This window comes from Nocardiopsis nanhaiensis (assembly GCF_054778635.1).
The window spans coordinates 1-12,455 of the sequence record NZ_BAAGZJ010000134.1; the positions used below are offsets into that span (position 1 = coordinate 1).

At 70.0% G+C, this 12,455-nt stretch carries 11 protein-coding genes and 1 pseudogene; 4 read left to right on the forward strand and 8 right to left on the reverse strand.

Annotated elements, in window-relative coordinates; translation table 11 throughout:
- Positions 1 to 160: 160 nt before the first annotated feature.
- From ACYVD1_RS33585 to nucS, 7 genes are all read right to left on the reverse strand, one after another.
- Positions 161 to 1,702 carry a M20/M25/M40 family metallo-hydrolase gene (locus tag ACYVD1_RS33585; RefSeq protein ID WP_460778514.1) on the reverse strand — a complete coding sequence of 514 codons (1,542 nt, stop codon included), beginning with the start codon at positions 1,700 to 1,702 and terminating at the stop codon, positions 161 to 163.
- 222 nt (positions 1,703 to 1,924) lie between these two features.
- The gene (locus tag ACYVD1_RS33590) at positions 1,925 to 2,608 is read right to left on the reverse strand and encodes a DUF1707 SHOCT-like domain-containing protein (protein WP_460778515.1); all 684 of its coding nucleotides are present in this window, start codon (positions 2,606 to 2,608) and stop codon (positions 1,925 to 1,927) included.
- A 104-nt stretch (positions 2,609 to 2,712) separates the two neighbouring features.
- Positions 2,713 to 3,348: a response regulator gene (locus ACYVD1_RS33595; RefSeq protein WP_460778516.1), complete on the reverse strand. Its 636-nt coding sequence runs from the start codon at positions 3,346 to 3,348 to the stop codon at positions 2,713 to 2,715.
- Positions 3,345 to 4,676, reverse strand: a complete 1,332-nt coding sequence (locus tag ACYVD1_RS33600) for a sensor histidine kinase (protein WP_460778517.1) — start codon at positions 4,674 to 4,676, stop codon at positions 3,345 to 3,347. Before ACYVD1_RS33600 ends, ACYVD1_RS33595 begins: the two co-directional genes overlap by 4 nt.
- Positions 4,676 to 5,551, reverse strand: coding sequence for an ABC transporter permease (locus tag ACYVD1_RS33605; RefSeq protein ID WP_460754881.1), 876 nt, complete (start codon positions 5,549 to 5,551; stop codon positions 4,676 to 4,678). Before ACYVD1_RS33605 ends, ACYVD1_RS33600 begins: the two co-directional genes overlap by 1 nt.
- Positions 5,548 to 6,441 (reverse strand): ABC transporter ATP-binding protein, encoded by an 894-nt coding sequence (locus tag ACYVD1_RS33610; RefSeq protein ID WP_460778518.1) that lies wholly within the window; start codon positions 6,439 to 6,441, stop codon positions 5,548 to 5,550. Before ACYVD1_RS33610 ends, ACYVD1_RS33605 begins: the two co-directional genes overlap by 4 nt.
- Before the next feature lie 116 nt (positions 6,442 to 6,557).
- A complete protein-coding gene (nucS, locus tag ACYVD1_RS33615) occupies positions 6,558 to 7,235 on the reverse strand; it encodes an endonuclease NucS (protein WP_460778519.1) in 678 nt (225 codons plus the stop codon).
- Positions 7,236 to 7,340: 105 nt separating this feature from the next.
- Between nucS and ACYVD1_RS33620 the strand changes: the two genes are divergently transcribed.
- The 4 genes from ACYVD1_RS33620 to ACYVD1_RS33635 all read left to right on the forward strand — a co-directional run bounded on the left by ACYVD1_RS33620 (position 7,341) and on the right by ACYVD1_RS33635 (position 11,099).
- The gene (locus ACYVD1_RS33620; protein WP_460778520.1) at positions 7,341 to 8,606 is read left to right on the forward strand and encodes an MFS transporter; all 1,266 of its coding nucleotides are present in this window, start codon (positions 7,341 to 7,343) and stop codon (positions 8,604 to 8,606) included.
- Between the two features lie 56 nt (positions 8,607 to 8,662).
- Positions 8,663 to 9,880, forward strand: coding sequence for a 3-hydroxyacyl-CoA dehydrogenase (locus ACYVD1_RS33625; protein ID WP_460778521.1), 1,218 nt, complete (start codon positions 8,663 to 8,665; stop codon positions 9,878 to 9,880).
- 118 nt (positions 9,881 to 9,998) lie between these two features.
- Positions 9,999 to 10,328, forward strand: coding sequence for an ATP/GTP-binding protein (locus ACYVD1_RS33630; protein WP_460778522.1), 330 nt, complete (start codon positions 9,999 to 10,001; stop codon positions 10,326 to 10,328).
- Positions 10,329 to 10,367: 39 nt separating this feature from the next.
- The gene (locus ACYVD1_RS33635; RefSeq protein WP_460778523.1) at positions 10,368 to 11,099 is read left to right on the forward strand and encodes an alpha/beta hydrolase; all 732 of its coding nucleotides are present in this window, start codon (positions 10,368 to 10,370) and stop codon (positions 11,097 to 11,099) included.
- Positions 11,100 to 11,285: 186 nt separating this feature from the next.
- Here the strand turns inward: ACYVD1_RS33635 and ACYVD1_RS33640 are convergent.
- Positions 11,286 to 12,020, reverse strand: a pseudogene (locus ACYVD1_RS33640) (RNA-guided endonuclease InsQ/TnpB family protein); the annotation flags it as partial.
- Positions 12,021 to 12,455 lie beyond the last annotated feature (435 nt).

Here is a 12,455-nt window from a genome sequence, read left to right on the forward strand (position 1 = left end):
CTCGCAAGCTCGGCAGCATCGCACAGCGGGGGCCCGCCCGGGTTTGGCTGTCGACTGAGAGATGCGCAGTGCAAGTGCCGCTGGGGCGACGCGCAGCAGGGTATGTGTCCGCTGAACATGCCCTAGCCTGGCACTCCCTTTGCGGCCGGGCGGGTACGCCTTAGCGGACCCAGGCCTCACCCATGCGGGGCAGGTCCACGTTCACGTCGGACATGGCCAGCACACCGTTCACCGGGAGCGTGCTGTCGGCGAAGAACTCCACGCCGTGCGCGCCCGCGGCCGACAGCTCGGACACCGAGTCCCAGTTGATGTTCTCCAGGGTGTCGTCGGCCGTGTGGTAGTAAGGGTCGAACATCTCGCCCGCGGTGCCGCCGTACCACTCGACCTGCTCCTCGGACTTGGTCCCGTCGGCGCCGCTGAACAGGCCGCCCGAGGCCACGCCTGCCTGCATGAAGGCGAGGTAGTCGCTCCGGCCGCTGAGCACGCCGGGCTCGCTGACCTGGCCCTGGTCGTCGAAGTAGTCCTCGAAGACCTTGGCGATCGCACCGGAACCGGAAGGGGCGCCGTCGGAGTCCGGCAGCTCCATCCGGCCGTCGAGCACGAAGCGCCCGTAGTTGTGCGAGCCGATCATGTCGAAGTTGAGGTAGAGCGCGATGTCGTCAAGCTCCTCCTCAGTCAGCCCGGCCACGTACTCGTTGGATCCGACCAGCCCCGACTCCTCGGTGCCCCAGAAGGCGAAGCGGACCTTGTTGTTCGGGTCCTCCTGCTCGGCCATCTGGATGGCGGTCTCCAGGAGGAAGGCCACACCGCTGCCGTTGTCGTTGATGCCCGGGCCCTCTTCGACGCTGTCCAGGTGGCCGCCGACGACCACCACGTTGTCGTCGCTGCCGCCCGGGGTCTCAGCGAGGACGCTGTAGGAGCTCTCCTCCGTGATCTCGGAGTCCACGGAGACCTCGAGCTCCAGGTCCGGGGTGTCCAGGAGCTCCGCCCCGACCAGGCCGGAGACGCCGATGGCCGGGATGTCGGAGGGCTCCTCGACGGTGCCCTCGAAGGTCCCGTCCTCGTCGTTGACGACCAGGGCCGCGGAGGCGCCGGCGTCGGCGGCGTTCTGCACCTTCTCGCCGAACGGACAGGTCCCGCGGAGCGTGATGGCGATCGCGCCCTCGGGGAAGTCGGCGAAGTCGTCGGCGGAGCAGGCGCTCTCCTCGCTGTCGGCGTTGACCGCGACAGCGGGGGCGCTCGCGTCGCCGGAGCCCGAGTAGCTCATGGTGGCGTAGTCCTCGCCGAGCTCGTACGGGTGCTCCTCCGGGCTGGTCTGTGCCAGGACCGCGGGCGTGGTCTCCCGCCAGGCCTCGTAGTCGTACTCGTGCCGGTAGGGCTCGTAACCCGCGCGTTCGAGCTGGTCCTCCACGTACAGCGCCGCCACGTCGTAACCGGGGGTGGCGGTGGCCCGGTTCCCGCCGTTGTACTCGGCGATGGTGTCGAGGTTGACCAGGTGGTCCTCGATCGCGTCCACGGTCACCAGGTCCGGAAGCGCGACCTCGTCGGCCTGGGACGGTGAGGCAGTCAGCGTGCCCGCGGTCATCAGCAGGGCCGCGGCTCCGGCCGTGACGGCGAACCGTCGCCTGGATGCGGGGGAATGGGAGGGGGATGCGGGGGCGTCCGCTCCGTGGAGCGGCTGCCCGGGATGGCTTGGATGCACGATCTTCCTCCGGTACACGGGGGTCCATCGCTCCGTGGTGCGGGGGATGGACACCTGGGGTGGGCGAGGTTCCGGAGAAGCGTCGCATCAGCCCGGGGCGGAGGCAAGGCATGCCACGGGACATTGCCACAACCAGCCACAGACCTTACGTGGCGGGTAGGCAATGTGGTTTCATAGACGGCTGAAAACGCACAAATCGTCTTGGTGCGAGGGGTTGCGGGGCTACTCGCCGTCCTCGTCGTCTTCCTGGTGCTTGCGTGCCCGGTACTCGACCCCGGCGCCGCCCATCACCGCGATACCGCGGATGTGCACGATCGGGGCGTCCGGCTCCACCACGCTGGGTGTGTTCCCCTCGATCCCGAAACCGCCCATGATCGGTAGGCCGTGCACGCGCACCTGGATGTCGTCGGGCACGACGACCCCGATGCCGCCCATGACCGCGCAGATCCATATGGTGGTCTCGCGCTGGGTGAACCGGGCCTCGCGCAGGTCGAGCTCGATACCGCCCATCACCGCGGCCGCGACGAACGTGCCCGGAACGACCCAGTCGCCGGACCGGTCGGCGCCGCCCATGACGACGAGAGCGCTGTGGCTGGTGGCGGGCTGGTCGACGATCCGGCCCGCGCCGTACACCGGACGGGGAGAACGGAAGTCGGAGGGGGCACGTGCCGGGACCGCGCCTTCCTGGACGGTGCCGGGCAGGTCCTTGGTGATGGGGACGAGTTCGCCGACGGTCTTGGCGCGGTACACCGCGTCCAGCCGGTCGCTGTGCTCGTCGGGGTCCAGGCGGCCCTCGGCCAGGGCTTCGCGGAGCAGGTGCGCGACGGCGTCACGGTCGGCGTCCGAGGCGCGCATCCGACCGTTCCCGTCCTCGTGGGGGGTGACTTGGCTCATCTGTTCCACCATATTCCGATTCTTCTCCGCGTGGCAGGGTGCGGCATCGGGGGCGGCCCCTGAGTCTCCCCTGAACTCCGGGCTTCCCGGATCGGGGTCGCGGACAGCCCGGAGCGTTACTGCTCGGGGAGCAGGCCCCTGCGCAGCGCCTGCGACACCGCGGAGGTCCGGTCGCCGACCCCGAGCTTCTCGTAGACCCGTATCAGATGGGTTTTCACCGTGGTCGCGCTGATGTGCAGGGTCCGGCCGATCGCCGCGTTGGTGCGTCCGTCGGCGGCCAGACGCAGCACCTCGACCTCGCGCGGGGACAGCGCGGGGCCCTGCGGTTCGGAGCGCTGGCGCACGCCGGTCAGCAGCTTGCCCGCCAAGCGCCCGGTGAGCACGGTCTCGCCCCTGGCCGCCGAGCGGACGGCGTCGGCCAGCTCCGCGCGCGGGGTGTCCTTGAGCAGGTAGCCGGTGGCCCCGGCCTCGACCGCGCGCAGGATGTCGGAGTCGGTGTCATAGGTGGTGAGGACCAGGACGTGCACGTCCGGGTGCCCGGCGCGGATGCGCTCGGTGGCCTCGGCCCCGTCGCCGCCGGGCATGCGCAGGTCCATCAGGACCACGTCGGGGGACAGCTCGGCGACCCGTACCAGGGCTTCCGGGCCGGATCCTGCGTCGCCGACGACGTCGAGGTCGGCCTCGGCGCTGAGCATGCCGCGGATGCCCTCGCGGACCACGGGGTGGTCGTCCACCAACAGGACACGGATCATGGTGCGGGTTCCTCTCGCCGCTCGTCGGTCCCGCTTCCGGGGTCGGCTTCGGCCTCGGTTTCGTCGTGGGGCTCGGTCTCGTCATGGGGTAGGGACAGGCGGACGGTGGTGCCGTTGCCGGGGGCGGAGTCGACCTCCAGCAGACCGCCGACGCTCTCGGCCCGGTGGCGCATATTGGCCAGACCGTTGCCGTTCGCGGGCCGTGCCGGGTCGAAGCCGTTCCCGTCGTCCGCCACTGTGAGGCGCACACCCACGTCGGTGTAGGCCAGGGTGACCCGGGCGCTGTCGGCACCGGCGTGCTTGCGGAGGTTGGCCAGCGCCTCTTGGGCGGTACGGAGAAGGCAGACCTGGTGGGGGTTCGGGAGTTCCTCGGGGCTTCCGGTGACGTCGGCCGTCACGGAGATACCCAGCTCCTGCCCGAGGCGTTCGGAGATCCGCCGGACCGAGGCGTCCAGGCTCTCGTCGGCCACCCGGACCTGTTGGCGTGCGGCGACCATGGCGCGGGTCTCCGCGAGGTTCTCCGCCGCGGTCTCGCGCATGAGCGCCAGGTGGCGGCGGGCGGTCGCGGGGTCACTGTCCAGTTCGGACTCCACGGCCTGAGTGAGGGTGATGATGCTGGTGAACCCTTGGGCGAGGGTGTCGTGCATCTCCCGGGCCAGGTGTTCGCGCTCGGCCAGCGCCCCGGTCTCCTGGGACAGGCGGTCTGCTTCCTCCTGGGTGTGCTGCAGTTCCTCGATGAGTGCGTACCTCTCGTAGCTCTGCTCAACGATCCGGTACATCCAGGTGCCGAACCACATGGCGTAGGCCAGGATCACGGAGTGGATGAGCAGGTTGAGACCGACACCCGTCCACTCCTGCCACCCCAGGAGCCCGCGCACCGGTGCGGGGACGAGGAGGATCAGTGCCATCGCGGCGACGGCGTACCTCATCCCGGTGACCATGAACAGCAGCGGCGCGACGGCGACCAGGATGAACTGGACGTTTCCGTCGAGGGTGATGGCCGGGAGCAACATCAGCACCACCAGGGCGACGAACAGCAGCCGGTTGCCGCGCTCCCAGTCGTCCGACTTCACCAGGCGGCGGCCGGCCATGAGGTACAGGGCCAAGAGGGCGCCGGGAAGCGCGGCGCTGAGCCAAGGCGTGCCCGGTGACAGCAGACCGATCAGGGAGACCAGAACCATCACCGCGACGAAGTAGACCTCCCAGCCCCATCCCAGATCCCAGGCGTGCTGTTCGGTGGGTAGCGCCCTGAGAGCGCGAGGGGTCTGTGGGGCGGGCTCCGAGCCGCCGGTGGTGTTCGCGTCCGGGGCCCGCTTCGACTCGGTCATTACCCGTCCTTGCGTGTCTTCCAGCGGAACGTCAGCAGGGTCAGTACCAGGCCCACCACGCACCAGGCGCCGAGGGCCAGCGCGACCAGGTGCAGGTCCCAGGCCCCGGACGGTTCGAACTGGGCCATCTCCTCGGGGAAGAACCCGGCGCGCATGCCCTGGGCCATCCACAGGAGCGGGAAGAGCGAGGCACCGTTGAGGACCCACTCTGGCAGAACGCTGATCGGCACGAAGATACCGGAGGTGAACTGGAGGACGAGGAACGGGACGACGACCACGGCGGAGGCCGCCTGGGCGGTTCGGGCCAGTGAGCTGACCGCGATACCGAGGAGGGAACAGCCGATGGTGCCGAGAACGAGCACCCAGGCGATGGTGGCCCACGCCTCCATGGTGGTGGGCAGGGTGGCGTCGAAGAACAGGTAGGCCACACTCAGCAGTACCGCCACCTGGCCCAGGGCGAGGAACAGCACCAGGATCGTCTTGCCGATGAAATAGGCGCTGGCGGGCATCGGTGTGCCGCGCAGGCGGCGCAGGCCGCCGTACTCGCGATCGGTGGCGATCACCGTGCCCAGGTTCTGGAAACTCACCGACATCAGGCCCATGGCGATCAGACCGGGCAGGTAGTAGTCGACCGCGGGCATACCCACGTCGATCAGGTCGTCGAAGATCGATGCGAACAGGACCAGGATGAGCGTGGGCAGGGAGAAGGTGAAGACCACGCTCTCCCACTCGCGGACGAATGTGCGGACCTCCATCCATCCCCTCGAGAGGCCGACGCGGACCGGCCCGGGGGGTCGCCCCCGGGAACCGTTGGGGACGTTGGCGCGCGGGGAAGCCGCCACTGTGTTGTCGGGTGCGGCGGTGGGGGTGCTCATACCCGGCCTTCCTTCCGGTCGTCGCCCTGGTTGTCGTTCTGGTCGTCGGCCCCGTCGTCGATCATTCTGAGGTAGGTCTCCTCCAGGGTGGGGCGGTGCACGCTCAGCTCGGGGACCTCGTCGGTGAAGCGCCCGGCCAGTTCCGAGACCACCCGGGTGGGTTCGTCGGTGCGGACCTCGCGGTGCCGGCCGTCCTCCAGCCAGCCGACCGTCGCCTGGGCGGAGGCGCGTCCGTCGAGCGCCGCGGGGGTGTCGACGGCCCGGATCCGGCCTTGCGCGATCACGCACACGCGGTCGGCCAGTTCTTCGGCCTCTTCCAGGTAGTGGGTGGTGAGGACGATGGTGGTGCCCCGGTCGGAGAGGTCCCGGATGAGGCCCCAGAACTCGCGCCGGGCCTTGGGGTCGAACCCCGTGGTCGGCTCGTCCAGGAAGAGGAGTTCGGGCTGGCCGACGATGCCCAGGGCCACGTCCAGGCGGCGCCGCTGCCCGCCGGAGAGGGACTCGGCCTGCTGCTTCGCCTTGTGCTCCAGCCCGACCAGCGCGATGATCTCGTCGGGATCGTGGGCGAGCGGGTAGTAGCCCGCGAAGTGCCGGACGAGGTCGCGCACCGGCAGCTTGGGGACCATCGTCTCCTTCTGCCAGACGATGCCCACGCGGGAGCGCCAGGCGCGGCCCGCATTGCCGGGGTCCTCGCCGAGGACCCGGGCGGATCCGCCGTCCCGGTGGCGGAAGCCCTCCAGGATCTCGACGGTGGTGCTCTTGCCGGCGCCGTTGGGGCCGAGGAACGAGAAGATCTCGCCCTGTTCGATGTGCAGGTCGACCCCGGCGACGGCTTGGGTGTCGCCGTACCGCTTCCGGAGGCCGCTGGTCTCGATGACTGGTGTGCTCATACCCCGAGCGTCCCGTGGCACGGTTTCCGGGGGTATCCGCCTCGAAGGCGGACCCGTGTCCTCCGAGTGGAGGACACGGGTTCAGGGCCGGGAGGGCACGGATCTCAGGGTGCGGGTCAGAACAGGCGCAGGGTGTCGGGCTCGATACCGCGCAGCTCGTCGTAGTCCAGGACGACGCAGGAGATGCCCCGGTCCTCGGCGAGGACCTTGGCCTGCGGCTTGATCTCCTGGGCGGCGAACACACCGGCCACCGGGGCCAGTGCGGGGTCCCTGTTGAGGAGTTCGAGGTAGCGGGTGAGCTGCTCGACGCCGTCGATGTCGCCCCGGCGCTTGAGCTCGACCGCCACGGTGTTGCTCTCGCCGTCGCGGCACAGGATGTCCACGGGGCCGATGGCGGTGGGGTACTCGCGGCGGATGAGCGAGTAGCCCTCGCCGAGGGTGGTGATGTGCTCGGCGAGCAGCTCCTGGAGGTGGGCCTCGACGCCGTCCTTCTGGAGTCCGGGGTCCTTGCCCAGCTCGTGGGAGGAGTCGTGCATGATCTCCTCCAGGGTCAGCACGAGCTTCTCCCCGGACTTGCTGTGGGTGACCGTCCACACGTCGGCGCCGTCCTCGACCGTCTCCTCGCGGACCTTGCACGGCGGGTTCATCCAGTTCAACGGCTTGAACGCCCGGTCGTCGGCATGGATGGACACACTCCCGTCGGCCTTGATGAGGATCAGCCGGGGAGCCATGGGCAGGTGGGCGGTGAGCCGGCCGACGTAGTCGACGCTGCACCGCGCGATGACGAGACGCACGGGACGTCACGTTACCGCCTTCCGGGCGCGGCTGAGGTCGGTTCGGGGGTGATCCCGGACGGAGCCGGGGCAACGGCTCCGCGGGCGCCTCTCTAGGCTGTCGGGATGGTCGTGCGTAATCGTTGGATGATCCTGACCGTCAGCATGGTGGCGCAGGTGGCCAGTGTCTCGGCGATGTTCGGGGTGCCGATCGTCCTACCGCAGTTGCGCGAGGCCTTCGGTGTCACCACGGCTCAGGCCGGGGTTCTGGCGGGGCTGCCCTCGTTCGGGCTGCTGGTGACGCTCCTGGCGTGGGGCGTGGTGATCGACCGCGTGGGGGAGCGCTCCACGATGGCGCTGAGCCTGACCCTGACTGCGGGCGCGCTGGGCCTGCTCTGGACGGTGTCGGAGCTGTGGAGCGCGGCGGTGGTCCTGTTGCTCTTGGGAGCGGTCGGCGGCCCCGTCAACGCGGCGAGCGGGCGCCTGGTCCTGATCTGGTTCGCGCACGGGGAGCGCGGACTGGCCATGGGGGTCCGGCAGTCCGCACTGCCGCTGGGCGTGGGGGTCTCTGCCCTGGCGTTGCCCTGGGCCGCCGACGCGTGGGGGTTCGTGGGCGCGATGACGCTCCCGGGGGTGCTCTCCCTCCTCGCCGTTCCGCTCGTGCTCGCGATGGCCACCGCCCCACTCTCGGATGCCGCCTCGAAGGCTAAGGGGGAAGCCAAACGAGCGGTCACCGGTGACCAGGGGCCAGCGGGGAGCCCGGAAGCGCAGCCGTCAGCCCTCAGCGGCTCCCCGTACCGGCGGTGGACCATCTGGCGGGTGCACGGGGTGAGCATGCTCCTCGGCGTCCCACAGGTCACACTGATGGTCTACGCCGTGATCTACCTGGTCCAGGAACAGGGGTGGAGTTCACCCGCGGCCGGTGCGGTGGTCGCGGCGGCCCAGATCCCCGGAGCCGCAGGTCGGCTCCTACTCGGCGCCCGGTCGGACCGGACCGGAGACCGGATGCGGCCGGTGCGGTGGCTCGCTGCGCTGTCCGGCGTCGCGCTGGTCCTGCTCACCTTCCTGCCGGAGGCCTGGGAGTGGACGGCGGTACCGCTGCTCCTGACCTGCCTGGTCATGACGATGTGGCACAACGGGCTGACCTTCGTCTCCGTGGCGGAGATCGCCGGGACCGCGTGGGCCGGCCGGGCCCTCGCCGTGCAGAACTGGCTCCAAGGGGTCAGCACGACGCTGACCCCCGTGCTCATGGCGGCGGTGATCACGCTCGCGGGACTGCCCGCGGTGTTCGCGGTGGGCGCGGTGTTCTCCGCGCTGGCCATCGCCGTGGTACCGGCCGGGCGCGGAACAGGGGGGATCGGAGCAGGACGAGGCGGCCCTACTGGTCAGTAGTAAAGTTCCGGTCCCCGCGCACGACCAGGGTCCAAAGGGCGTCTAAGGTGGGGCCCATGGTGCAGGAATTTGACAAGGTCGGCGTCGTAGGACTGGGCACGATGGGTGCGGGCATCGCTGAGGTGTTCGCCCGAGCCGGGTTCAACGTCGTCGGGGTCGAGATCGACCAGGCCGCCCTCGACCGCGGCCGTGGTCACGTGGACAAGTCCCTCTCGCGTGCGGTCAGCAAGGGCAAACTCACCGAGGAGGAGCGCGCTGGGATCGACGGCCGCCTCACGTTCTCCACGTCCCGCGAGGACCTCGCGGACGCGGACTTCGTCGTCGAGGCCGTCCCCGAGCGCATGGACATCAAGCGTGACGTGTTCGGCGACCTGGACCGGATCTGCGCGCCCGGCACGATCCTGGCGACCAACACCTCCTCGCTGTCGGTCACCGAGATCGCGGCGCTGACCGGCCGACCCGAGAAGGTCGTCGGTCTGCACTTCTTCAACCCGGCCCCGGTCATGAAGCTGGCCGAGGTCATCACCACGGTCTCCACCGGCGACGAGACCGTCAACATCGTCACCGAGGTCGCCAAGCGCATCGGCAAGACCCCGATCACGGTCGGGGACCGCAGCGGCTTCGTGGCCAACGCGCTGCTGGTGCCCTACATCAACGACGCGATCCGCCTCTACGAGCGCGGCGTCGCCACCCGCGAGGAGATCGACGAGTCCGTCAAGAAGGCCGCCGACCTTCCCATGGGCCCGATCACCCTCGCGGACATGGTCGGCCTGGACGTCTGCCTGGCCGTCATGGACGTCCTGTGGGACGAGTTCCGCGACCCGCGCTACGTCGCGGCACCGCTGCTGCGCCGACTGGTCGCCGCCGGCCACCTGGGCCGCAAGTCCGGCCAGGGCTTCTACAAGGGCAAGGACGACCCGGCGGAGCCCAAGCGCACCGGCCGCTTCGCCGAGATGGTGCGGGACGAGGAGACCCTCGACCTGGGCGAGATGCTCATCGCGCCGCAGATCGACGACGCCCTGCGCATGATCGGCGACGGCTACGCCTCCGCTAAGGACATCGACACCGCCATGCGCTTCGGCTGCGGCTACCCGAAGGGCCCGACCGAGCTCCTCGACGAGCGCGGGGCCGAGTCCGTCATCACCACCCTGGTGGCGATGTCGGAGTACAGCCTCACCACCATCGCGGTGCCCGCCCCGCTGCTCATGGACCTGCTGCCCGACGCCGACGAGGCCGCCCCGCAGGGCGGCGGCTGCGCCTGCGGCAGCCACTGAAGGGCCACCGCCGAGCGGCACCCGACCTGAACCGACCCTGGACGCGGTCACCTGGCCGTCGTCACACCTTCCCGTGGTGTGACGGCGGCCACTGTCGTTTTTCTCCTACCCTTGAGGGGTGAGTCCGCGCCGTAACAGCCCCCGCCGTAAGACCTCCCGGGGTCGGAACGCCCCCAGTGGCCCCCCTGACGAGGACGCCCTCATGCTGCGCGTCACCGGCGGGCAGCGCCGGGAGACCGGACCGGACGGGGAGTGGGTGACGCGCCGGATCCCCGGTGCGGCCGCCACCAAGTCCTACCGGTGTCCGGGCTGCGCGCAGGAGATCCCGGTCGGCATGGCCCACGTCGTGGCGTGGCGCCCGTACGGCGACGGCGGGGACCGGCGGCACTGGCACTCCTCCTGCTGGGACCGGCGTACTCAGCGCTCGCCCAGGGCCCCCAGATACTGACCCGGAGCTGCCGGGCCACCTGACTACTTATGAGGAGCCATGGAGATCAGAGCCACCACGGTGCTTCCCGCCGTGCGCCGACCCATCACCCTGCACACCGGTGACGGCCTCGAGCTGATCGGCGAGCTGGCCCTTCCGGAGGGCGGCGAACCCGCGGCCACGCTCGTGTGCCTGCACCCGCTGCCCACCGCTGAGGGCATGATGGACAGCCACGTCATGCGCAAGGCCTCCTTCCGGCTGCCCGCGCTCGCCAACATCGCCGTCCTGCGCTTCAACACGCGCGGGACGACCTCGCGCCACGGCACCAGCCAGGGAGAGTTCGGCGAGGGCGAGACCGAGAAGCACGACGTGTTCGCCGCCATCGAGTTCACCGAGTTCGAGGAGCTCCCCGAGCCCTGGCTGCTGGGCTGGTCCTTCGGGACCGAACTCGCCTTGAAATGGGGCTGCGACCCCCAGGTCCGGGGCGCGCTACTGCTGTCCCCGCCCTTGCACCGGGCCGATGAGGCCGACATGAAGGTGTGGGCGGACTCGGGCAAGCCCGTGGTGGCGCTCGTCCCCGAGCACGACGACTTCCTGCAGCCCGACGAGGCCCGCGAACGCTTCGCGCCGCTCACCCAGGCCGAGATCATCGGCGTCGACGGCGCCAAGCACCTGTGGGTGGGTGAGCCCTACGTGCGCCGGGTCCTCAACGAGGTCGTCAAGCGGGTCAATCCCGAGGCCTATCCGCTGCCCACCGACTGGGACGGCCCCTGGGAGAAGGACACCGTTTGACGTCCTCCCCGGGGGTGGACCCCGGGGATTCCCACAGCCTCGCGGCCATAGGCGCGGCGCGCTTAACAGCGGCCGCTGGTTCCTGTTTCGCCAGCCTGTGCCCCACCCGAAAGGGTGGTGGTCGTACCCAGCCTCCCGCCCCTACTGCGAGGGCTTCGCCATGATCTCGCAGCGGGGACCCGACGTTCAACTCTCCGCTTCCCGCCCTCGGGCGAGTTTCCGTCCAGCGGCGAGCACGACCCGGGACGCGTTCACATCCCGGTCATGTTCGGTGTCGCACCCGGAACAGGGCCACGTGCGCACATGCAGTGGTTTGGGTCCGTCCACCACCCAGCAGACATGGCACGTCTGGGAGGAGGCCAGGAACCGGCTCGCCCTGGCGAAGGTGCGCCCGTACCGTGCGGCCTTGTATTCGAGCACGTTCACGAACGCCGACCAGCCGGCGTCGTGCACGCTCTTAGCCTGCCGGGTGCGCCCGGGCCCTTTCACGCACAGGTCCTCCACGTACACCGCTTGGTTCTCGCGAATGATGCGTGTGGAGAGCTGGTGGTGGAACTCGCCGCGCGCGTCGGCGACCTTGGTGTGGCAGCGGGCGACCTGCACCCGTGCCTTGGCCCGGTTGGCCGATCCCTTCTGTGTGCGCGACAGGGTCCGCTGGGCCTTCTTCAGCTTCTTCTCGGCCCGGCGCAGGAACCGGGGGTTGTCGATCTTGGTGCCGTCCGACAGGACAGCGAAGTGGCCCAGCCCCAGGTCGATGCCCACGTCATCGGTGGTCTCGGGCAGGGGTTGGTCGTCGGTCTCGACCACGAACGAGGCGAAGTACCGGCCGGCGGCGTCTTTGGTGACGGTGGCGGGGGTCGAGGGCAGGGTGCGTGACCACCGCACCTTGATCTCGCCGATCTTGGGTAGGGCGCGTTTGCCCTGGTCGGCGTCCGGGTACACGCGGAAGGCATACCTGAGCTGTATGCCCGGCATCGTCACACCCGCCTACGACAGAACCAGAACGCGCGCCCCTGCCGACAGACGGACGGGCGGGTGGGAGCTCGGGGCCGATTGACCTCCGGTGTGAACGCCGGAACACTCTCGGACAAGACAGGTAGCGAGACTCCTGCCCGGTGGGCCGGTGCTCCTCGCCCACCGGGCAAGACGAAGGGCCCGGCTGCCCCTGGAAGCGAATCCTGGGAACCGGGCCCTTCACCGTGCTCAGGACGGCTCAGCCGCGTTCAGCGGCGGCTGACCGCTACTCCTGCCACCAGTCCTCGTCGTCGGCGCCCTTACCGGCGGCGGCCGGCTGCTTGGGCTCCTCGGCGGCGGGCGCGGCCGGAGCTGCGGGGGCCGCGGGGGCGGCCTGGCCGG